Annotated in this window: 15 protein-coding genes and 4 pseudogenes; 14 read left to right on the plus strand and 5 right to left on the minus strand. The window is 68.7% G+C overall.

Annotation, left to right across the window (positions count from 1 at the left end; translation table 11 throughout):
* Positions 1–459: 459 nt before the first annotated feature.
* From ACOJVU_RS02650 to ACOJVU_RS02660, 3 genes and pseudogenes are all read right to left on the minus strand, one after another.
* Positions 460–644: pseudogene (locus tag ACOJVU_RS02650) on the minus strand (cyclohexanone monooxygenase); the annotation flags it as partial.
* 55 nt (positions 645–699) lie between these two features.
* Entirely contained in the window at positions 700–1,563 is an 864-nt protein-coding gene (locus ACOJVU_RS02655; RefSeq protein ID WP_421528377.1) for an alpha/beta fold hydrolase, read from the minus strand.
* 165 nt (positions 1,564–1,728) lie between these two features.
* Positions 1,729–1,908 (minus strand): hypothetical protein, encoded by a 180-nt coding sequence (locus ACOJVU_RS02660; RefSeq protein WP_421528354.1) that lies wholly within the window; start codon positions 1,906–1,908, stop codon positions 1,729–1,731.
* 1,146 nt (positions 1,909–3,054) lie between these two features.
* On the opposite strand from ACOJVU_RS02660, the gene ACOJVU_RS02665 reads away from it, so the two are divergent.
* The gene (locus ACOJVU_RS02665; RefSeq protein ID WP_421528355.1) at positions 3,055–4,125 is read left to right on the plus strand and encodes an alpha/beta hydrolase; all 1,071 of its coding nucleotides are present in this window, start codon (positions 3,055–3,057) and stop codon (positions 4,123–4,125) included.
* A 229-nt stretch (positions 4,126–4,354) separates the two neighbouring features.
* Entirely contained in the window at positions 4,355–7,024 is a 2,670-nt protein-coding gene (locus ACOJVU_RS02670) for an FHA domain-containing protein (RefSeq protein WP_421528356.1), read from the plus strand.
* A gap of 55 nt (positions 7,025–7,079) precedes the next feature.
* On the opposite strand, the gene ACOJVU_RS02675 is transcribed toward ACOJVU_RS02670, so the two are convergent.
* Positions 7,080–7,244, minus strand: a complete 165-nt coding sequence (locus ACOJVU_RS02675) for a hypothetical protein (protein ID WP_421528357.1) — start codon at positions 7,242–7,244, stop codon at positions 7,080–7,082.
* A 359-nt stretch (positions 7,245–7,603) separates the two neighbouring features.
* On the opposite strand from ACOJVU_RS02675, the pseudogene ACOJVU_RS02680 reads away from it, so the two are divergent.
* The 5 genes and pseudogenes from ACOJVU_RS02680 to ACOJVU_RS02700 form a co-directional block, all read left to right on the plus strand.
* Positions 7,604–8,325 (plus strand): annotated as a pseudogene (locus ACOJVU_RS02680) (acyl-CoA dehydrogenase family protein); the annotation flags it as partial.
* Between the two features lie 50 nt (positions 8,326–8,375).
* Positions 8,376–9,577: pseudogene (locus ACOJVU_RS02685) on the plus strand (thiolase family protein).
* 53 nt (positions 9,578–9,630) lie between these two features.
* Positions 9,631–10,044 (plus strand): Zn-ribbon domain-containing OB-fold protein, encoded by a 414-nt coding sequence (locus ACOJVU_RS02690; protein ID WP_421528358.1) that lies wholly within the window; start codon positions 9,631–9,633, stop codon positions 10,042–10,044.
* Positions 10,041–11,024, plus strand: coding sequence for an alpha/beta hydrolase (locus tag ACOJVU_RS02695; protein WP_421528359.1), 984 nt, complete (start codon positions 10,041–10,043; stop codon positions 11,022–11,024). The genes ACOJVU_RS02690 and ACOJVU_RS02695 overlap by 4 nt, the downstream gene beginning before the upstream one ends.
* Positions 11,025–11,099: 75 nt before the next feature.
* Positions 11,100–11,627 (plus strand): annotated as a pseudogene (locus ACOJVU_RS02700) (AMP-binding enzyme); the annotation flags it as partial.
* On the opposite strand, the gene ACOJVU_RS02705 reads toward ACOJVU_RS02700, so the two are convergent.
* On the minus strand, positions 11,608–12,483 hold the full coding sequence (locus ACOJVU_RS02705) for a DMT family transporter (RefSeq protein WP_421528360.1): 876 nt from the start codon (positions 12,481–12,483) through the stop codon (positions 11,608–11,610). The pseudogene ACOJVU_RS02700 and the gene ACOJVU_RS02705 sit on opposite strands and share 20 nt — an antisense overlap.
* Positions 12,484–12,649: 166 nt before the next feature.
* On the opposite strand from ACOJVU_RS02705, the gene ACOJVU_RS02710 reads away from it, so the two are divergent.
* The 7 genes from ACOJVU_RS02710 (at position 12,650) to ACOJVU_RS02740 (ending at position 21,449) form a co-directional block, all read left to right on the plus strand.
* On the plus strand, positions 12,650–14,260 hold the full coding sequence (locus ACOJVU_RS02710; RefSeq protein WP_421528361.1) for an AMP-binding protein: 1,611 nt from the start codon (positions 12,650–12,652) through the stop codon (positions 14,258–14,260).
* Entirely contained in the window at positions 14,244–15,020 is a 777-nt protein-coding gene (locus tag ACOJVU_RS02715) for a class II aldolase/adducin family protein (protein WP_421528362.1), read from the plus strand. Before ACOJVU_RS02710 ends, ACOJVU_RS02715 begins: the two co-directional genes overlap by 17 nt.
* Positions 15,021–15,124: 104 nt before the next feature.
* Positions 15,125–16,393, plus strand: coding sequence for an amidohydrolase family protein (locus ACOJVU_RS02720; protein ID WP_421528363.1), 1,269 nt, complete (start codon positions 15,125–15,127; stop codon positions 16,391–16,393).
* A gap of 117 nt (positions 16,394–16,510) precedes the next feature.
* Positions 16,511–18,109, plus strand: a complete 1,599-nt coding sequence (locus ACOJVU_RS02725) for an arylsulfatase (protein ID WP_421528364.1) — start codon at positions 16,511–16,513, stop codon at positions 18,107–18,109.
* Between the two features lie 50 nt (positions 18,110–18,159).
* The gene (locus ACOJVU_RS02730) at positions 18,160–19,395 is read left to right on the plus strand and encodes an FAD-dependent oxidoreductase (RefSeq protein WP_421528365.1); all 1,236 of its coding nucleotides are present in this window, start codon (positions 18,160–18,162) and stop codon (positions 19,393–19,395) included.
* Entirely contained in the window at positions 19,388–20,386 is a 999-nt protein-coding gene (locus tag ACOJVU_RS02735; protein WP_421528366.1) for a Gfo/Idh/MocA family protein, read from the plus strand. Before ACOJVU_RS02730 ends, ACOJVU_RS02735 begins: the two co-directional genes overlap by 8 nt.
* A gap of 355 nt (positions 20,387–20,741) precedes the next feature.
* Positions 20,742–21,449, plus strand: a complete 708-nt coding sequence (locus tag ACOJVU_RS02740; protein WP_421528367.1) for a TetR/AcrR family transcriptional regulator — start codon at positions 20,742–20,744, stop codon at positions 21,447–21,449.
* Positions 21,450–21,512: the final 63 nt, after the last annotated feature.

Genomic DNA, 21,512 nt, shown 5'->3' on the forward strand with positions numbered 1-21,512 from the left:
CCTTACGTGTGTGGGCTTACTGAATGGTTTACCGCAGTCCATGCGCCGACTCTCTGATGATCCCGATCAGCGGGCGAAATCGGGTCGAAATCGATGTGCGAATTTCTCGCCGACACAACGGCAACTGCGGCCCGAACACGTCGAGTTCGACGCCGTCGCGTCGAGAAGCCGAACGACATCGCTGCCGGCTTCGGCGAACGCCTCGCGCACGACATTGCTGACATCGACGGGTTCGACCCAGGGCGCCGGTGGCAAGTGGCGGGCTCTGAGCACCTCGGCGTCGTCTGCGGTCGGATTGTCCAGATCAGGACGCACGCGGTCTCGGGAAGGTCGGCGGCCGCCGCGGGTGCATCCAGCGCGATGACGCGGCGCCCTCCTCGGCGAACCGCTCACAGTGGCAGCGACCGGCGCCTCGCGCGGCCCCGGTCACCATGACCCCGCGACCACGCAGACCCGGGATCACGATGCCTTGATCAGCGAGATGCCTGTGTAACCGGCCCCGGCGACCTGGGCGCAGATTTCCAGATACACCCGAACCCGCCGATGAAAAGCATGAACACCCGCGGCTTGCCGGGGACGTTGGCGCCCAGATACCAGGAGTCGGCCCTGGTGAACAGGGTGGCCTCGGCCCGGCGGGCGCACTCGACGTCTGCTCACTGAGTGAGATTCCGCGCCCAGCCGGCCGGGCCGGGTCCGGCGCTACCGCGACAGGAACGCCAGCACGGTGCTCTCGAAGGCCTCCTTGGCCTCGATCATCGCCCAGTGCCCGGACTTAGGGAAGATGTGGAGTTCGGCGTTGGGGATGGTGCGCATCGGGATGAGGGCCATGTCGGGAGGGCTCACCCTGTCGTCGCGGCCCCACGTCAGCAGCGTCGGGGCGGCCAGCTTGTGCATGGTCGCCCACGGCATCGGCCGGTCGGAGGCCTCCATCGCCGCGGTCATGGCGGCGAACGCCTCCTTGCCGTACATGCGGCGGGCGGCGGCCAGCGTCTCCGGGTCGGTGGCCAGCTGCCAGCGTTCCTCGATCAGCTCGTCGGTGATCAGCGCCTGGTCGTAGACCATCGATTTGAGCCAGTCCACCAGCCGTTGCCGCGTGGGGTCCTCGGTGAACTCCTGCAGCAGCCGGATGCCCTCGCTGGGACTGGCACTGAAGATGTTCGTGCCGATCCCGCCGATCGTCACCAGCCGGCCGATGCGGTCCGGGTTGCGGATCGCGAAGTTGATGCCGACCCCGCCGCCCATCGAGTTGCCGATGACGTGGACCCTCTCGACGCCGAGCGCGTCCAGGAACGGCACGACGGCGCCGTGCGCGGTCACCATCGGATGGCCCCCGACGTCCGGGCTGACGCCGAAGCCGGGGAACTCGAGGATCAGGCAGCGGTAGTGTTCGGCGAAGCCGGGCAGCAGTCCCCGGAAGTTGCGCCAGCCGGTGACCCCGGGGCCGGAGCCGTGCAGAAACAGCAGCACCGGGCGGGAGCCGGGGCCGCAGTCGTAGTACCGCAGGGCGCCCTTGGGGGTTTCGACTTCGCGCAGGTCGTCTTCGACGGCGATCGGTTCAGAAATGTTGGACACGCCTGTCACCCTGCCATGGCTGCGCGCCGAATGGACAGCGCTGTTCCGCGTGCCAGTCATCCGGCGGCGAGCGCCCAGCGCTGAGCCGATCGCCATCCGGGCCATGGACCAGTTGGGAGCCGCCCGCAGATCGACGAGGTCCGCGCTACACGCCCGTCATCGGACGAGGTAGGGCCGGAAGTGGCTCGTGGTCGCCGGGGTGACACCGTTCAGGTCGAAAATCGCGATCATCGCGCGCAGCAGGTCGGAGGACCATTCATGGAATGGATGCTCGTCCACCCGGGCGAGGAGCTCGCAGCGAAGATAGTCGAGGTCCAGTTGTCGGTCGTTGGTCATGAGCGGGTGGGCGGTGGTTGGCGCATCGACCCAAGCTCCTTCCCGAAGGTTGGGCGGTCACGCAGGCGCCCTCTGGTTTTCGTCTTCGCGCGGTGTCTCATCTCAACCGACGGTAAGCCCGGAGCGCAGCGCGTGTACAGCCCAGCGGCCCGACTCGAACCCAATTCCCGGCGGAAAACCAGCAGGTTGTCAGCTTCGCGGCGCCGTGAGCGCCGCAGTGGAGACGCCGCGCTGCATCGCGGTTTCCGGCAGACGTCTGCGACCTGGATCGATTCCAACGTTTGCCCGGCGTCAGCCAGCACTACCCACAGCGAACCGGTGTGCGAATCATGCATGCCGAACCTGCGTTTCCGCTGCGATCAGCTGTTCGACCCGCAGGGCGGAGTCAGCGTCGCCATGCCGAGACCCACCCTGATCCGGCGGCGTGCTCGCGGGTCTCATTGATTCCCGCGAACCGATTCTGGTGAACCGGTGGATGTCGACCATCAGCACCTCCAGGTGCGTGGTGCGCTCCGGCAACGGTTTTGCCGGCTGCCCGTTGTCCGCCGTGAGAAACTCCCGACGATTCGGCAGCCCGGTCATTGTGTCTCTTCGGAGAGCTTGGCGTAAGCGAGCATCGTCCGGAAGAGGCCACGAAACCCCAGGGGCACAGAGAGATTCCGGGAGTCGATGAACCAGAGAATGGCCACAGCGCTGGATGAGCGTACCTGCGCCGACCGCCGTGTCCAAGTGGAACAGATCCCGCTGACCGACCAGGACGTCGGGAGGCGCCAAATGGGCAATGTCCCCGCGGAACGTTCTGACGAAACCTGACCAGGAGTGGCGCTTTAATGAGGTTGAGCACAATCGGCTCGGCAATGAGTAACGTCACACAAGACTACGTTGGGTAATCACATCGCCGAAGCTACTATCGAATCTTTATGGGGAGTAATATAACTGAGGTGAGAAGTCTGCGAACCAGCCAGGACAGCGCGAGGTTCATTGGTTCAACCACAACCGAATTCATGTACTCCCAAAGCAGCGCTAAGGCAGCTTGCAGGCGACTTCATCCATCATTTTGAGTGTTGCCGAGGCCCCGGCCCGGGTTCACCCCGTCGTTTTGCGGGCCGCGGGGCGGGTATCTGCTCGCAACAGGAGTGATTTCACGTGGCAACGAAGCAGAAAGATCGGTTCGGCGTATTGCCGACGCAGGGGACAAAGCGGCGAATCCACCATCGCCACAGTCCGCAATCGGTTGTGGTGTCCCTGGCCAGTCGGCTGATCGTGAAGAACGCGGTTCGCGCGTGGGCGTTTCAACCGAATCTGCGTTGGCCCCTGGAATACGTGGACGGTCTGGCGGGTCTGCTGCCACACTTCCGGTCGTCCGCGACGATCGATCCCGTGCAGCTGGAGAACTGCACCGCCGAATGGGTTCGTGCGCCTGGCGCGTCGTCGACGCGGGCGATCCTTTATCTGCACGGCGGCGCGTTTTTAACCTGCGGTCTCAACACGCACCGCTCGCTGGTGACCCGCGTGTCGAAAGCGGCCGACGCCGCGGTGCTCACCGTCGGATACCGGAAGCTGCCGTCGCACCGGATCGACGATGCCATCGAGGACGGCCTCGACGGGCTTCGCTGGCTGCAGGAAAGCGGTTATCAGGGCGAGCAAATCGTCGTGGCCGGCGACTCGGCCGGGGGATACCTGGCGTTCATGACCGCGCTCTCCGCCATCCGCGCCCGTGTCGACAAGCCGGCGGGCATCGCGACGATCTCACCGCTCGCGGATGCGGACCCGGCGGAAAAATTGAGGCACCCCAATGCCCGCCGGTGCTCTATGTTCACGCGCGCCGCGTTGTCGATATTCGCCCGATATCTCGGGGAAGTGCAACTTCCCGGCACGGACGGCTCCGCAGGCCCGGTCATCTCGCCGGTAGATGCCGACCTGTCCACCTTGCCCCCGGTGACCATCCACGCAAGCTCGGACGAACTGCTGCTGCCCGACGCTGAGCTGATGGCACAACGCCTGGAAGCCGCGGGAATCCGCTGCGAACTGCATCTTTGGGACGGACAGATCCACGATTTCCCGTTGGCGGCCGATATTTTGCCCGAAGGGCGCAGCGCTATTCGCCACATCGGCGATTTCGTCAAAGAGGTCACCGCCGAACGCAACGAGCTGCCCGCCGAGCGCGCAGGCACGCCGTGGACGCGCAACGTGCCGGCGATCACCGGCGTGGGATAGCCTGTGCGCTGCGAAAAATATTGTGCCGCAGAGCAACAAGACGTGAAATCCGGCCAGGGGCGATCTCCGCTGCTCCCGCCGATAAGCAGCGCTCGTCTCCCGTGCATCGTCGGGGATTTCGTTGCCGCTGGCGTGCAGGGACGACAAGTTTTGACGTCCTGGGATCCGGTCCGATGGACGACCGTAGCGTCTGGCCCCGATCGGTCGTGCTGCCGATACAGTGAAGAGGATGAGCCGACCAGCCCCGCCCGTGCTGACCGTGTGCTATGAGGGCTCCGAGCGAACCTTCGCAGCTGGAAGCGATGTCGTGATCGGGCGCGACCTGCGTGCGGACGTCCGCGTCGGGCACCCGCTGGTCTCGCGGAACCACCTGATCGTGCGGTTCGACCAGGGCCGCTGGATCGTCGTCGACAACGGAAGTCTCAACGGCCTGTACGTCAACAACCGCCGGGTCCCGGGCGTCGACATCCAGGACGGCCTGCGGGTCAATATCGGCAATCCGGACGGTCCCGCGATGACGTTCGAGGTCGGCCGTCGCGGCGCCTCGGCGGGGCGGCCTCCGCCGACGACCTCGATGCCGATCGTCGATCCGCGCGGCGACGCCGACGGGGCCCCCACCCCGTACCACGCGCAGCCCGGCGCGCACCGGGCCGGCCGGCCGTATCAACCACCGTCGGCTTCGTTCCGGCACCTTGCGCAACCACCCAGTGGCCCGCAGCAAAGCCACCCGAGTGGGCCACTGCCGGGCCAGCCGGCGCAACCGCAACCCCGCCATCCGGGCAGCGCGCACCACGTGGGCCCGACCAGTGGGCCGCATCAGGGGCCGCAGATTTACCGGCCGCCACCGATGCCGGTGCCCGCGACAGCGTCAGGTGGGCCCAGAGCCGTCGAGACCGGCCGCATCGGCGCAGACCCCACCAACATCGCGACGTCGATGATGCGGATACTGCGCCCGGGCAGATCGGCCCCGGAGTCGGTCCCGGGAGCGATCAAGATCGGCCGGGCCAACGACAACGACATCGTCATCCCGGAGGTGCTGGCGTCCCGTCACCACGCCACTCTGGTCCCGACCGACCGCGGCACCGAGATCCACGACAACCGCAGCATCAACGGCACCTTCGTCAACGGAGCCAGGGTCGACTCGGCACTGCTGCACGACGGCGACGTGGTCACGATCGGCAACATCGATCTCGTCTTCGCCGGCGGTGCGCTGGTGCGCAACGACAGGACCGCGACCGCGACACCCACCGGCGGCCTCGACGTGCGTGGCGTGACGTGGACCATCGAGAACAACAAGACGTTGCTGGACAACATCTCGATGGGGGCGCACCCAGGAACGCTGACGGCCGTGATCGGCCCCTCGGGCGCGGGCAAGTCCACGTTCGCCAGGTTGGTCGCCGGCTACACGCACCCGACCACCGGCACGGTGACGTTCGAGGGCCACAACGTCCATGCCGAATACGCCTCGCTGCGCAGCAGGATCGGCATGGTCCCGCAGGACGATGTCGTGCACGGTCAGCTGACGGTGCACCAGGCACTGATGTATGCCGCCGAACTCCGGTTGCCGCCGGACACCACCACAGCGGACCGGGCCCAGGTGGTGGCCCGGGTGCTCGAGGAACTCGAGATGACCCAGCACCTGCAGACCCGGGTCGACAAGCTCTCGGGTGGCCAGCGCAAGCGCGCGTCAGTGGCGCTGGAACTGCTCACCGGCCCGTCGCTGCTGATCCTCGACGAGCCGACCTCGGGTCTGGACCCGGCCCTGGACCGCCAGGTCATGACGATGTTGCGGCAGTTGGCCGACGCGGGCCGCGTGGTCCTCGTGGTCACCCACTCGCTGACCTACCTCGACGTCTGCGATCAGGTGCTGCTGCTGGCCCCCGGCGGCAAGACCGCGTTCTCCGGGCCGCCCACCCAGATCGGTCCCGCGATGGGGACGACGAACTGGGCCGACATCTTCAGCGCTGTGTCCAACGACCCCGACGGGGCCCGCGCCCGCTATCTGGCGCGGACGGGTCCGCCTCCACCGCCACCGCCGGCGGAAAAACCCGCCGAGCTGGGCGATCCGTCCCACACAAGCCTGGTCCAACAGTTCTCCACCATCGCCAGGCGGCAGATGCGGTTGATCATCTCCGACCGCGGCTACTTCGCTTTCCTGGCGGTGCTGCCCTTCATCATGGGTGCGCTGTCGATGTCGGTGCCGGGCAGTGTCGGCTTCGGCGTCCCCAACCCGATGGGCGCCGCCCCCGATGAGCCCGGGCAGATCCTGGTGCTGCTCAACGTCGGGGCGGTGTTCATGGGCACCGCGCTGACGATCCGCGATCTGATCGGCGAGCGGCCGATTTTCCTGCGGGAACAAGCGGTCGGCCTGTCCACTTCTGCCTATCTGCTGGCCAAGGTCTGCGTCTACACGGTGTTCGCGGTGATCCAGTCGGCGATCGTGACGGTCATCGTGCTGATCGGCAAGGGCGGCCCGACCCAGGGGGCCGTCGCGTTGGGCCACCCCGGCTTCGAGCTGTTCGTGGACGTCGCGTTGACGTGCATCGCCTCGGCCATGCTCGGGTTGGCGCTGTCCGGCGTCGCCAAGTCCAACGAACAGATCATGCCGCTGCTGGTCGTGGCGGTGATGTCGCAGCTGGTGTTCTCGGGCGGCATGATCCCGGTCACCGACCGTATCGGGCTCGACCAGATGTCCTGGGCCACGCCGGCAAGGTGGGGTTTTGCGGCGTCAGCGTCCACCGCGGACCTGCTCAAGCTGGAGCCGGGTCCGGTGACCCCGAAGGATTCGCATTGGCGTCACAGCCCCGGCGCATGGTGGTTCGACATGGCCATGCTGCTGGTGATCAGCATGGTCTACCTGACCTTCGTGCGGTGGAAGATTCGCCTCAAGGGTGGCTGAGAACCCGCCGGCGATGGCGACGATCGCGACGTCTCACGCGGTATGTCGCCAAATGTCAGGCACCTTTGCGGGTCACCTGTTCCGCGGCCTCGCGCATCCGGTCGGACAGTTGCAGCAGATCGTGCTCGCCGACCCCGTGGGGCAGGGTGTACGCCAGCTGGCGCAACTCGACGGCGTAGGTACGCAGTTCCTGGCGAAGGCGTGTCTCAACAGTGGGCATGTGTTTCTCCCCGTGCTCTTCGGATCGAGCGGTACGCCTGATTCCGGACCAGTCGATCCCATGATCCTTGCAGGCCAGCCGTGAGTCCGCGAGGGTCGAGGCGCGGTTTTACCGGAGTTTGACAGGGCGTTAACAGTTTGACACCCGCATGCCGTTTGAGGTGCACTTCATGGCTGCCGTTCATGCAAAATGGCTGCCGTTCATGCAAAATGGCTGCCGTTCATGCAAACGGAGCCGCGGCCGTCCTATCACCCGCCGACCCGCGGACCGCGCATCGCCGCCTCCGACGCCGGCGTTGCTGAGCGCGGCTAAGCAAACTGTTAGGGTTCGCGCTAGACCGCAGCGGCAAAGGGGCCGGAATGGATTTCGAACTCGACCTCGGCCAGCGTGCCTGGCTGGCCGAGGTCCGCGAATTCCTGCGCGTCAACGTCACCCCCGCGCTACGCGCCGAACTAGCCCAGCACGATCTCGAGTTCCCCAACGGTGAGCTCGCTCGTTTCCGCCGCCAGATCGGCGAGCAGGGCTGGTTCGGACTGAGCTGGCCGCGTCGGTGGCGCCGATGATCATGCGGCACGGCACCGAGCAGAACAAGGCCGAATGGCTGCCGCCCATCGCCAGAGGCGAGATGGTCTGCGCCGTCGGCTATTCCGAACCCGACGCCGGCACCGACCTGGCCGGCCTGCGGACCCGCGCGACACGCAACGGCCGGGAGTGGGTGATCAACGGGTCGAAAATCTGGAACAGCGGTGCCCAGCGCGCCACCCACGAGTGGCTGTGCGTGCGCACCGATCCCGACGCAGTCCGACATCGCGGCATCTCCGTCATCATCGTCCCGATCGACAGCCCCGGCGTGCAGATCCGCCCCCTTTACCCATGGTCGGGTTACCAGACCAACGAGGTTCACTTCCACGACGTGCGGGTCCCGCTCACCAACCTGGTGGGCGAGGTCAACCGCGGCTGGACCTACATCACCGGAGCCCTCGACCTCGAGCGGGGCGCACTGACCAACGCCGGGGACCTGCGCCGTGCCGTGGAGGAGTTGCGGGAACTCGCGCGCAGCCCCCGCCGCGACGGCACCGTGCTGATGCCCGGGACGGCGACGGTGCGGTTGCCCCGGCGGGCAGCGCCGTCATGACAGGGCTGCGGGGCGAAGCCGCCATCGTCGGCATCGCCGAACTGCCTGCCGAACGACGGCTGACCGCACCGCCCCTGTTCACCCTCGACCAGTACGCGGCGTTGGCGAAGATGGTCGTCGAGGACGCCGGCATCGACCCCGCCGCCATCAACGGCCTGATCACCCACGGGGTGGCCGAATCGGCGATGTTCGCGCTGGCCGCGCTGTGCGAATATCTCGGCTTGCCAATAGATTTCGGTGAACGGGTCGACCTGGGCGGAGCCTCCTCGGCGGGGATGGTGTGGCGGGCCGCGGCCGCCGTGGAACTCGGGGTCTGCGATGCGGTGCTGGCCGTCGTACCCGGATCGGCGTCGCTACCCCAGTCCGACACCAGGGCGGCCGCCGCCCCGAATTGGTATGGGGCGTCGTCGAACAACTACGGCTCGCCGCAGGCCGAGTTCGAGATCCCCTACGGAAACGTGGGCCAGAACGCGCCCTACGCACAGATCGCCCAGCGGTATGCGGCCGAGTTTGGCTACGACCCGGCCGCGCTCGCCAAGATCGCGGTGGACCAACGCGCCAACGCGTGCGCGCATCCGGGCGCGGTGTTCCATGGCACCCCGATCACCGTGGACGACGTGCTCGCCAACCCGATGATCGCCGACCCGATCCACATGCTGGAGACGGTGACGCGGGTGCACGGGGGGCGGGTGTGCTGATCGCCAACGCCGACATCGCGCGCCGAAGCCGGCACCGGCCGGTGTGGATCACCGGCTTCGGCGAGCACATCGCGTTCAAGACCCCGACCTACGCCGCGGATCTGCTGTGCACGCCGATCGCCCGCGCCGCCGACACGGCGTTCACGATGGCCGGGTTGAGCCGCTCCGACGTCGACATGGCCTCGATCTACGACTGCTACACGATCACGGTGCTGATGAGTCGCGAGGACGCCGGATTCTGCGCGAAAGGCGAAGGCATGCAATGGGTCACCGAACACGACCTGACCTACCGCGGTGATTTCGCGCTGAACACCGCCGGCGGCCAGCTCTCCTACGGGCAGGCCGGTATGGCGGGCGGCATGCACCACGTCGCCGACGGGGCGCGCCAGGTCATGGGCCGGGCCGCCGACGCGCAGGTTCCCGACTGCCAGACCGCGTTCGTCACCGGCAACGGCGGCATCATGAGTGAACAGGTCGCACTGCTGCTGGAAGGGGACTGAGGATGACCACGCCGGTGACGACGCAGAGCGAAGCGATGAGGAGGAGCGGCGCAGTGAACCCGACCGAACCTCGTCCCATCCCCGAACCCACGCCGGTCTCCCGGCCGTTCTGGGACGGCCTGGCCGAGCACCGCATCCTGGTCCAGTACTCGCCGTCGGCGGGGCGCTACGTGTTCTATCCGCGGACCCTGGCCCCCGGGACGCTGGCCGACGACCTGGAATGGCGTGAAATCGACGGCGCCGGAATGCTGTACACGTTCACCGTCGCCCGCAGGCCCACCGGGCCGCCCTGGGCCGACGCGCTGCCCCAGTTGCTCGCGGTGGTCGAGTGGGACGCCGGGCCGAAGATCAGTACCGAATTGGTCGACGTCGACGCGAGCGACGTCCGGATAGGAATGCGAGTGATGCCGGTGTTCTGTGATCTGCCCGAAGCCGGGATCACCCTGCTGAAGTACCGGCCGGTATGAGCGGGCCCACGATGCGCACCCACGTCCACCGGACCCAGGTCGACGACTACCTGCGGGACATGTTGCGCGAATTGGACGCCGGGTTCCCGCGCGTCGAGACCATGACGGGTGCGGCGGCGCGGGAAGCGGTGGCCAGACGCCGCATGCCCGTCAACAACGCGGGTGACGTGCACAGCGCCGTCGACCACTCGGTGCCGGGGCCGGCCGGGGAGATCCCCGTGCGGGTCTACCACCCGCACGGCGAGCCGCGCGCCGACCGGCCCGCGATCGTGTTCTGTCACGGCGGCGGATTCGTCTTCTGCGGCATCGACTCCCACGACGGCTTCTGCCGCGCCCTGGCGCGCGGCAGCCAGGCCGTCGTCGTGTCGGTCGACTACCGGCTCGCCCCCGAACATCCCGCGCCGGCCGCCGCGCTCGACGCCTTCGCCGCCTTCTGCTGGACTGCGGATCACGCGGCGGAGCTGGGCATCGACGCGGCGCGCATCGCCGTCGCCGGTGACAGCGCCGGCGGGAACCTGGCGGCGGTCGTCGCCATCCTGTGCCGCGAGCGGGGGGGCGCCCTGCCGGCCGCCCAGGTGTTGCTCTACCCCGTCATCGACCCGTCGTTCGACACCGAGAGTTATCACCGCTACGCCCAGGGTCCCTTCAACACCCGCGCCGCGATGCAGTGGTACTGGCGTCACTACCTCGGCGGTGACGCGATCGTCGACCCGCCCTACCTCGTGGCCCCGGCGCGCGCGGCGTCGCACGCCGGTCTGCCGCCCGCGGTGGTCCTCACCGCCGGGGAGGACCCGCTGCACAGCGAGGGCTGCGACTACGCCCGCCGGCTGCACGACGCGGGCGTGCCGGTCGTGCACCGCGATTTCCCCGATATGTTCCACGGGTTCATGACGATCCCGTCGCTGGCCGCGTCGGTGCTGGCGCGCGAGCTGGTCTACGCCGACCTGCGCACGCTGCTCGACCCCACGTCCGGGAGCTGAGACGGTGCCGGAAACGGTCCAACAACTGCTACGGCAACGCCGGCACGACGACACCCCCGCCGTAGCGCACGGCGCAACACCGCGGGCGCGGGCCCGTTCACCGGTTACTACAACGATCCCGCTGCGACGGCCGGGCGACTGCGGCACGGCATGTACTGGTCAGGCGATCTGGCCTACCGCGACGCCGACGGCTGGATCTACCTGGCGGGCCGCACCACCGACTGGATGCGGGTCGACGGCGAGAACCTGGCCGCGGCGCCCATCGAGCGGATCCTGGGGCGCATTCCCGAGGTCAGCCAAGTCGCCGTCTACGCCGTGCCCGACGAGCGGGTCGGCGACCAGGTCATGGCCGCCCTGGTCCTGCGCGCCGGAAGCCGTCTGGAGCCGGACGGCTTCGCGAAGTTCCTGGTCGCCCAGCCCGATCTGTCGCCGAAGGCGTGGCCACGCTACGTGCGCATCGACGCCGCACTGCCGGTGACGGCCACCAACAAAATCCTCAAGCGTGACCTCGTCGCCGCCGGCACCGACGCGCAGGGCGGCGTGCTGTGGACGCGGCCCGCGCGCGGCATCGCCTATTCGGCGGTCAGCGCCCCGCCCGGCTGACGGCATCGCCCGCGTCGGCCCGTTGCGGAGCTTCCCCGAACCGCGCCAGCGCGAGCGTCCCCGACACCGCGATGACGAATCCCAGCACCACCAGCCAGCCGAGGCCGTCGCGCGCACGGTCGCCGAGCCACACCACGCCGACCAACGCGGGCGCGACCGTCTCACCGACCACCATCCCCGCGACCGCGGTGGTGACGGATCCGCGATGCAGTGCTGAGGTGAGCAGCAGAAATCCCACGGCGCCGCCGGCGGCCGCCGCGTAGAGGGCGGGATTGGTGTAGAACGAGATCGTAGTGGGATCGACCACGTCGATGAGTCGCACGCCGACCTCGATGACGCCGAAACCGCTTCCGGCGCACAGTCCCAGCGCCAGCGCGCGCGGTCGGTCCGGCAGCCGGCCCGCGGCCGCGCCGGCCACGAATATCGCGGCCACCAAGCCCAACAGCGCCCAGCCCAGCCCGGCGGGGGCATGCCAGACATGCCCCGGCCCGGCGCCGAGCGCGAGCACGACCAGGCTGACGCACACCAGGCCCACCGCCGTCCATTCGGCCGGCGACAACCGTGCCGACAGCACCCACGCGGCCACGACCCCCGTGACGGCGATCGACGCGGCCAACGCCGCGGCGACGACGAAGATCGGCACCATCCGCAGCGCGGCCACTTGCAGCGCAAAGCCGAGCAGGTCGAGGACCACGCCGGCGAGATAGCGCCACTGCCGGGCGGCGCGCACCAGCAGGACCGTGTCGACACCCGAACCGCTGCCCGCTTGGACTGATCGCGTCGCTGCCGCCTGCAACACGGAGGCGGTGCCGTAGCAGACCGAGCACGCGAGGGCGAGTAGGAAGCCGATCAGCACACCCTGACATTAGGCGCACCGCGGGTATCGGCCCGTGGCCGGCGGGGACGCGACCGCCATCCTGCCCGCCGGGCGTGGCGCCCGGGTGGTCCTGCGCGCACGCCGCCCCGTCCCGTCCCTGACGACTCCGTCGACTATCCGGCCGCGGTTTTCCTATCATGTGGCGATGAGCGCCGCCGGGTTGGAGATCAGGGGTTCGCCGGCGTTCGACGGGCAGGACCCGGCCCGGTTCCGCGCTGAGGGCTGGTGGTCGGACGCAACGCTGTCTGAATCGGTCCGCCGCAACGCCGAGGGATCGCCCGATCGTTCTGCCTACATCGACCATCCCGGTGACGCGCTGACGTGGGCCGAATTCGATTCGGCGGCAGACGCTCTGGCCGGTCAGCTGGCCGCCGCCGGCGTCGAGCGCGGTGACCGGGTGGCGGTGTGGCACGGGGACTCGGCCGCCATCCACGTGTTGTTCGTGGCGATCGAACGCTGCGGCGCCGTCGTGGTCGGCATCGGCGCCCGCGCCGGCACCCGCGAGCTCGCCGCGATCCTGCGTGACGCCCGGCCACACCTCGTGGTCAGCGACTGCGCGCGCAGCGCCGCGGTGGCCGGCGTCGGCGCCGAGACCGGGCTGCCGGTGCTCACCCTGGACGGCCTGCACCCCGATACCGACGCGGCGCCCGCGGCCCCGCGCAGCGATGCCCGGCTCGGCCCCGACGACGTCTTTTTGATCAACTCCACCTCCGGGACCACCGGGCTGCCCAAGTGCGTGGTGCACACCCAGAACCGCTGGCACTACTTTCACCAGAAGGCCGTCGCCAACGGGCGCCTGCGGCCCGACGACGTGTTCCTGCCGGTCATCCCCATGCCGTTCGGATTCGGGATCTGGACCAGCCACACCACCCCGATTTACCTCGGTGCCACCGCCGTCATCCTCGAGCGGTTCACCACCGCGGCGGCATGCGAGGCGATCGAGCGGCACAAGGTCACCGTGTTATGTTGTGTCAGCACACAATTGACCATGCTGATGGCGGATCCCGCCATCCGTGGCTACGACCTGAGCTCGTTGCGCGTGGTGTTCACCGGCGGCGAGGCGCTGCCGTATCGGCCCGCCGCCGAGTTCGAGGACCTGACCGGTGCGACGATCCTGCAGTTCTACGGCTCCAACGAAACCGGGCTGCTCAGCGCCACCACCCTCGACGATCCGCGGCAGCGCCGGCTGCGCACCGGTGGGCGGATCGTCCCGGAGATGGCGGTCCGGCTCTTCGACGGGGACCGCGACGTCACCGGCACCGGGCGGGGCCAGCCCGCGTGCCGGGGTCCGGCGACCAGCCTGGGCTACCTCGGCGGCACCGACCACGACAAGCTGTTCACGCGCGACGGGTGGATGCGGATGGGCGACATCTGCGAGATCGACGCGGACGGCTATCTGAGCGTCACGGGGCGCACCTCGGATTTCGTCCTGCGCGGCGGCAAGAACATCAGCGCGGCGCAGGTCGAGGACGCGGTCACCGGCCATCCCGCGATCGCGGTGGCCGCAGCGGTGGCGATGCCGGATCCGGTGTTCGGCGAGAAGGTCTGCCTCTACGCCGAGCTCACCGGTTCGGCCGGCATCGACCTGCCCGAGTTGTCCGAATACCTTGTGGCGCAAGGAGTGTCCAAGGAACTGCTGCCCGAGCGGCTCATCGTGGTCGACGAGCTGCCCCGTTCGTCGGGAGGCAAAATAGCCAAAGGCCTGCTCCGCGACGATATCCGCACCAGAATGGAGGCCGATGACGAAGAGTGCTGAGGCCATACGGGGCGGCCTGGAGGTGTGGTCGCCGTCGGTGGTGCCCCCGATCGGGGTCGAGCTGTCCGACGAGCAGGCGCTGGCTGTGGCGTTCCGACACCTGGCCTCCATCGGGTTCGCCGAGAACATGGCCGGACACATCACCTGGCAACTCGACGGGCAAACCGACATGTTGGTCAACCCGTGGGGCCTGTGGTGGGCCGAACTCACCGCCTCCGACATCTGCGCCGTGGACGGCGACGCGCGGGTGCTCCGCGGTCGCTGGGACGTCACCCCGGCCATCCACATCCACACCGAACTGCACAGGGCCCGCGAGGACGCGCGGGTGGTCATCCACAACCATCCCTACTCCGTGTGCGTGCTCGCCGCGCTGGGCAGGCTGCCCGAGTTGGTGCATCAGACCGGATCGCTGTTCCTCGACGACCTGTGCCTCGTGGACACCTACGACGGCGAGATCGACAGCCCCGCGCGCGCCGCAGACCTCGCGGCGCGCATCGGGGGCGCCAACCTGACGATCCTGGCCAACCATGGCGTCATCGCCACCGGTCGCAACCTGCCCGAGGCCGTCTACCGCGCGGCCTCGATCGAACGGGTGTGCAAGCTGGCCTATGACGTCATGCTGACCGGCCGCGAGCCCGTCTCGATGAACTGGTCGGACATGGCGGGCATGCAACGCTCGCTCGTCGAGCGGGCGGCTGACGTGTACTGGGCCGGGGCGGCGCGGTTGACCATCAAGGCCGATCCGGAGGTGCTCCGGTGACTCCCCGGTCATCCTGTGTGAATCCAGGGTGGCGACACGCCGGGCGACCGCACCGCCACTTCACACTCGAAGCCGTCATTTCGCACTCGATGGGATACTGACACGTGAAATCCATCGACGAGTTGGCCGCGGACCTCAACTTCACGACCGCCAAGACGGGGGACACCCGGTCGGTCACCTTGCTGCCCGACCCGCCGCGGGCGCCACGACGCTACACGGTGATCTCCGTCGACGATCACATCGTCGAACCCCCGGACACCTTCACCGGGCGAGTGCCGCGCAGGTTCGCCGACCGCGCGCCGAGGGTCGTCGGCACCGAGCAGGGCGGGCAGACATGGGTCTATGACGGCCGGCAGTTGCCCAACGTCGGGTTCAACGCCGTGGTCGGGCGGCCGGTGTCCGAGTACGGCTTCGAGCCGGCCCGATTCGATGAAATGCGCAGGGGTGCTTGGGATATCAACGCGCGCGTCAAGGACATGGACCTCAACGGCATCTACGCCTCGCTCAACTTTCCCTCCTTCCTGCCCGGCTTCGCCGGGCAGCGGCTGCAACAGGTGACCCCGGACCGCGAGCTGGCGATGGCCGCCGTGCGCGCCTGGAACGACTGGCATCTCGAGGTGTGGGCCGGGTTGTATCCCGACCGCATCATCCCCTGCCAGCTGCCGTGGCTGCTGGACCCCGCGGTCGGCGCGCAGATGATCTACGAGAACGCCGAGCGCGGTTTTCATGCTGTCACCTTCAGCGAGAACCCGGCGATGCTGGGTTTGCCGACCATTCACTCGGGGCATTGGGATCCGATGATGGCGGCGTGCGCCGAGACGGGCACCGTGGTCAACCTGCACATCGGGTCGTCGGGCTCCTCGCCGTCGACCACCGAGGACGCGCCCCCGGACGTGGCCGGCGTGCTGTTCTTCGCCTATGCGATCTCGGCGGGGGTCGATTGGCTGTATTCCGGGCTGCCCAGCAGGTTCCCCGACCTCAAGATCTGCCTCTCGGAGGGCGGAATCGGCTGGGTTGCCGGGCTGCTCGACCGCCTCGACCATATGCTCAGCTACCACACGATGTACGGCACCTGGCAGGCGCTCGGTGAAAGCCTCACTCCAGCAGAGGTTTTCACACGCAACTTCTGGCTGTGCGCGGTCGAAGACAAGTCGTCGTTCGTGCAGCGGGACCGCATCGGGGTGGGCAACATCATGCTGGAGGCCGACTATCCGCACTGCGACTCGACCTGGCTGCACACCCAGCAGACTGTCCACGAACAGATCGGCGATCTGCCGCAGGACGTGATTCGCAAGTTCACCTGGGAGAACGCGTCCCGGTTGTACCAGCACCCGGTGCCGGACGACGTCCAGCGCGATCCCGACGCGTTCTGACGTGCCGTCGACGGCCCGGGTCGATGTCGGTTCGCGGGATCGCCATGAACCCCGCCGACAATGCGCCGACCGCCCTCCGGTGACACCCACGGCCCGCACCTGACAGGATCTTTCAGCGTGAAGCGACCCAATTTTCTCGTAATCGTTGCAGACGACCTGGGGTTTTCCGACATCGGCGCGTTCGGCGCCGAAATCGCCACGCCCAACCTGGACAAACTGGCCTACGCCGGGATCCGGTTCACCGATTTCCACTCCGCCCCGACCTGCTCACCCACCCGCGCGATGCTGTTGACCGGTACCGACCACCACGTCGCCGGGATCGGCACGATGCTCGAGGTCGCCGCCCCGGGATTCACCGGCGCGCCCGGCTACGAGGGCTACCTGAACGACCGGGTCGTGGCGCTACCCGAGTTGCTGCGCGACGCCGGCTACCTGACGTTGATGGCGGGAAAGTGGCACCTGGGCAACACGATCGAGACATCGCCCTGGGCGCGCGGGTTTGAGCGCTCGTTTGCCCTGCTGCCGGGAGGCGCCAGCCACTACGGCGGCGCCGCCGCCGGTCAGGTGCCGATGCCGACGCTGTACACCGAAGACGACCGGTTCGTCACGGTCGGCGACGACTTCTACTCGTCGGACTTCTACGCCGACACACTGGTGCGGTATCTGCGGGAGCGGGCGCCCGGCGATGACCGGCCGTTCTTCGCCTATCTGCCGTTCCAGGCGCCGCACTGGCCGCTACAGGCGCCGGACGACTCGATCGCGTCCTACCGCGGCCGCTACGACGAGGGGCCGGACGCGCTGCGCGAGGCGCGCCTGGCGGCGCTCAAGCGGCTCGGCCTGTGTCCGGAAGACGTCGTACCGCATCCGGTCGTGGCCGACGGGGCCCCGGAGTGGGCCGACATGACCGCCGAGGAGCGGGCACGCTCGGCCCGCGGCATGGAGATCTACGCCGCGATGGTGGACCGGATGGACCACAACGTCGGCCGGGTGATCGACTACCTTTCCCAGACCGGTGAGCTCGACGACACGATTGTGATCTTCCTGTCCGACAACGGCGCAGAGGGCGCCGCTCTGGAGGCGTGGCCGCTGCGCGGTCCTCAGATCGTGGCGCAGATCGAGAAGAATTTCGACAACAGCCTCGACAACCTCGGCAGCCCCACCTCGTTCATCTGGTACGGCCCGCGCTGGGCCCAGGCGGCGACCGCGCCGTCGCGCCTGCACAAGGCGTTCACGGCCGAAGGCGGCATCCGGGTGACGGGTTTCATCACCTGGCCGGGCTTTGCGCGGCAACGGGAGATCGGCACGGCCTTCGCGACCGTCATGGACATCGCCCCCACGGTGCTGGAACTGGCCGGCGCCGAACACCCCGGCACCGCCTACCGCGGGCGGGAGGTGGCACCGATGCGCGGCCGCTCGCTGGTGCCGTACCTGTCCGGTGCCGCCGAGACCGTCCACGACGCCGACACGGGCACGGGCTGGGAGTTGTTCGGTCGGCGCGCCATCCGGCAAGGCGACTGGAAGGCGCTGTACCTGCCCGAGCCCCACGGCCCCGGCGCCTGGCAGCTCTACGACCTGTCGCGCGACCCTGGCGAGACCGACGACCAGGCCGCCGCGCATCCCGGCAAGCTCGCCGAACTCCTGGCTTTGTGGGACCGCTACGTCGAGGAGAACGGCGTGCTGCTCGAGCCCGTTTCGGTGTTCGACGCCGACTTGTAGCTCTCGGCGGGGCGCCCCAGGAGACGTGCTTCCCCCCTATGCTGAGCGCGATGGCGGAGAAAACGACGTGCGCGATCATCGGCGGCGGCCCGGCCGGGATGGTCCTCGGGCTGCTGCTGGCCCGCGCGGGTGTCGACGTCGCCGTGCTGGAGAAGCACGGCGACTTCCTGCGCGATTTCCGGGGCGACACCGTGCATCCCACGACGATCCAGTTGCTCGACGAGCTGGGTCTGGGGGAGCGGTTCGCGGCGCTGCACTACAGCGAGGTGCGCAAGGCGCAGCTCGACACCAATGGTCGCTCGGTGACCTACGTCGACTTCGAGCGTCTGCGACTACCTCATCCCTACATCGCGATGGTGCCGCAGTGGGATCTGCTGAACCTGCTCGCCGAGGCCGCCCGCGCCGAGCCCAGTTTCACGCTCCGGATGCAGTCCGAGGTCACCGGGCTGCTGTGGGAGGCGGGGCGGGTCACCGGGGTGCGCTACGCGGGGTCCGACGGGCCCGGTGAGCTGCGCGCCGAACTCACCGTCGCCTGCGACGGGCGGTGGTCAGTTGCCCGCCGGGCAGCCGGGCTGCGGGCCCGCGAATATCCGGTGAACTTCGACGTGTGGTGGTTCCGGCTGCCGCGCGAAGGCGCCGCGCAGTTCTCTCTGCTTCCGCGCACCGCACCCGGCAAAGCCCTGGTGGTGATCCCGCGCGAAGGCTATTTCCAGATCGCCTACCTCGGTCCGAAGGGGGCCGACACCCAACTACGCGCCCGCGGAATCGAGGCGTTCCGCCGCGACATCGCGGCGCTGCTGCCCGACATGCCCGAGTCGGTGGCCGCGCTGGAGTCGATGGACGAGGTCAAGCACCTCGACGTGCGGGTGAACCGGCTGCGCCGCTGGCACACCGGGGGGCTGCTGTGCATCGGCGACGCCGCGCACGCGATGTCACCGCTGGGTGGGGTCGGCATCAACCTTGCCATCCAGGACGCCGTGGCGGCTGCGACGCTGCTGGCCGGACCCCTGCGCCGGCACCGCGTCACCGACGGTGACCTGGCGGCCGTCCGGCGCCGGCGCGCCTTTCCGGCCGCGGTGACCCAGGCGGTGCAACGCGTGTTACAGCGGGCGTTGCTGGGGCCGCTCCTGCGCGGTGCGGATCCCACCCCTCCCGCGGCACTGCTGAGGCTGGTGGAACGGCTGCCCTGGCTCTCGGCGGTGCCCGCATATTTCGTTGGGGTGGGGGTCCGTCCGGAGCACGCCCCGGCGTTCGCCCGCCGTCAATCCGGCCGCACCCGTGGCTAAGCGTCGAACTCCCCTGCGCATCGGCGTCCTCGGGGCCGCGCGCATCACGCCACTGGCGCTCGTCAAGCCGGCCCGGGCCAACGCCGAGGTGGTGGTGGCCGCCGTCGCCGCCCGCGACGTGTCCCGCGCCAGGGCGTTCGCCGCCAAGCACGAGATCGACCGGGTGCACGCGGACTATGAGGCGTTGGTCGCCGACCCGGACCTCGACGCCGTGTACAACCCGTTGCCCAACGGGTTGCACGGCCGCTGGACCCGCGCCGCCCTCGCGGCGGGCAAGCACGTGCTGTGCGAGAAGCCGTTCACGGCCAACGCCGCCGAGGCCCGCGAGGTCGCCGGGATCGCCGCCGATTCCGGCCGGGTGGTGATGGAGGCGTTCCACTATCGCTACCACCCGCTCACGCTGCGGGCCGAGCAGATCATGGCCTCTGGTGAGTTGGGCGAGATCGAGCGGGTGGAGACCGCCATGTGTTTTCCCCTGCCGAAGTTCTCCGACATCCGCTACAGCTACGCGCTGGCCGGGGGGGCCTTGATGGACGCCGGCTGCTACGCGGTCCACATGGCCCGCATGCTCGGCGGTGCGGATCCGGAAGTCGTTGCGGCCCGGGCGAAACTGCGGGATCCCCGGGTCGACCGTGCGATGACGGCCGAGTTGCGCTTCGCTGCCGGGCACACCGGCCGGATCGTCTGCTCCCTGTGGTCGTCGCACCTGTTGCGGATCAGCGCGCGCGTGGTGGGCGACCGTGGGGAGATGCGGCTGCTCAATCCGGTCCTGCCCAACCTGGTGAACCGCCTTTCGGTCCGATCGGTCGGCGGCAGACGGGTGGAGCGGTTTCCGCGCCGCGCTTCCTATGCGTATCAGCTCGACGCGTTCGCCGCCGCGGCGCTGCGCGGCGAACCGGTGCTGACCACCCCCGAAGACGCGGTGCAGAACATGACGGTGATCGACGCGATCTATCGGGCCGCCGGCTTGCCGGTGCGGCAGCCGAGCTGAGCGTCAATCCTTTCGCCGGGTCGCAGGCTCGGCCAGCAGTCGGCGTGCCGCCTCGACGCAGGGGCGGTCCGATCGGCTGGGCCGGCGACGTCCAGCGATCACCGGGGCACTTCGAGTTCTGTCGCGAAGTCGGTTGGAAGCGCGGGTACTCAGTGGTGCAACAGCAGTTCTCCTACGCGGGGAAGCCTGAGCTCGAATACCGCTTCCGCCATGCAGTTCGTGATTCGCGGGCGGATCCGCGCGTCGCAGAGCTGCGTAGAGCTGCGTGTTTACGGACACTACAAAGATAGAGTAAGGTCAGTCTTCGAGTCGGCGAACGTTCGATCGAGATCCCGCGTCCCGAAGGCATCCGCGCATGGCCCGACAGACCCCCACCGCAGCGAAGAGACGCAAGCCCAATTCCGCGGAACGCCGACGCGAGCTCTGCGATGCCGCGATCCAGTTGCTGGCCGACGACGGGGCCAAGGGATTGAGCCATCTGAAGGTGGACCGCAAGGCGGGCGTTCCGGACGGCACCACCTCGTTCTACTTCCGCACCCGCGAGGCGCTGCTGCGTGCTGTCGCCGAGCGGCTGGCCGAACGAGACCTGGCCGACCTGCAGTCGGTCGCGGACAGTTCCGACGGCGACGACGAGAATCCCTCGCCGTCGCGTTTGTCGCGGGTGGTGATCCAGGCCGGCGCCGAGCCGCAGCTCTCCCGGACCCGGGCCAGGTACGAGCTGACGATGCAGGCCGCGCGCGACCCGGCGCTGGCCGCGATCTTGAAGCAGGGCACCGACGGGTTCACCCGGCTGCACCGCGAGATTCTCGTGCAACTCATGCCAAACGGTGCCGGGCTGGAATCTGCCGTGGTGGAAGACCTGAGCAACGTCACGCTGACTTTCATCAACGGGCTCATGGCGCGCATCGCCCACGGCGACCGCGTCGTCCGCAGCGCAGAACAGCTCGATGGCATCCTGTCGGCCATCGCCGTGGGCATCCTGAAGAGCCCGGACAGAGGCCGGCTGACCGAGAACGGCGCCACACCACGGGCGCGCGGTAGCCGGACCGCGGCATCCGGCTGAGCACACGGCGCTGCGCGCGGTTTCTCCGGCGGGGTCTTGCCACAGCATCCCGCGTATGTTTCT

Origin of the sequence: Mycobacterium sp. THU-M104 (genome assembly GCF_049197365.1) — a bacterium.
In the GTDB taxonomy this organism is placed as follows: domain Bacteria; phylum Actinomycetota; class Actinomycetes; order Mycobacteriales; family Mycobacteriaceae; genus Mycobacterium.

Excerpts from the sequence above, each read along its gene's own strand:
- ACOJVU_RS02660 (WP_421528354.1), bottom strand. The coding sequence starts at position 1,908 with ATGACCAACGACCGACAACTGGACCTCGACTATCTTCGCTGCGAGCTC.
- ACOJVU_RS02670 (WP_421528356.1), top strand. The coding sequence starts at position 4,355 with ATGAGCCGACCAGCCCCGCCCGTGCTGACCGTGTGCTATGAGGGCTCC.
- ACOJVU_RS02675 (WP_421528357.1), bottom strand. The coding sequence starts at position 7,244 with ATGCCCACTGTTGAGACACGCCTTCGCCAGGAACTGCGTACCTACGCC.
- ACOJVU_RS02695 (WP_421528359.1), top strand. The coding sequence starts at position 10,041 with ATGAGCGGGCCCACGATGCGCACCCACGTCCACCGGACCCAGGTCGAC.
- ACOJVU_RS02710 (WP_421528361.1), top strand. The coding sequence starts at position 12,650 with ATGAGCGCCGCCGGGTTGGAGATCAGGGGTTCGCCGGCGTTCGACGGG.
- ACOJVU_RS02715 (WP_421528362.1), top strand. The coding sequence starts at position 14,244 with ATGACGAAGAGTGCTGAGGCCATACGGGGCGGCCTGGAGGTGTGGTCG.
- ACOJVU_RS02730 (WP_421528365.1), top strand. The coding sequence starts at position 18,160 with ATGGCGGAGAAAACGACGTGCGCGATCATCGGCGGCGGCCCGGCCGGG.
- ACOJVU_RS02740 (WP_421528367.1), top strand. The coding sequence starts at position 20,742 with ATGGCCCGACAGACCCCCACCGCAGCGAAGAGACGCAAGCCCAATTCC.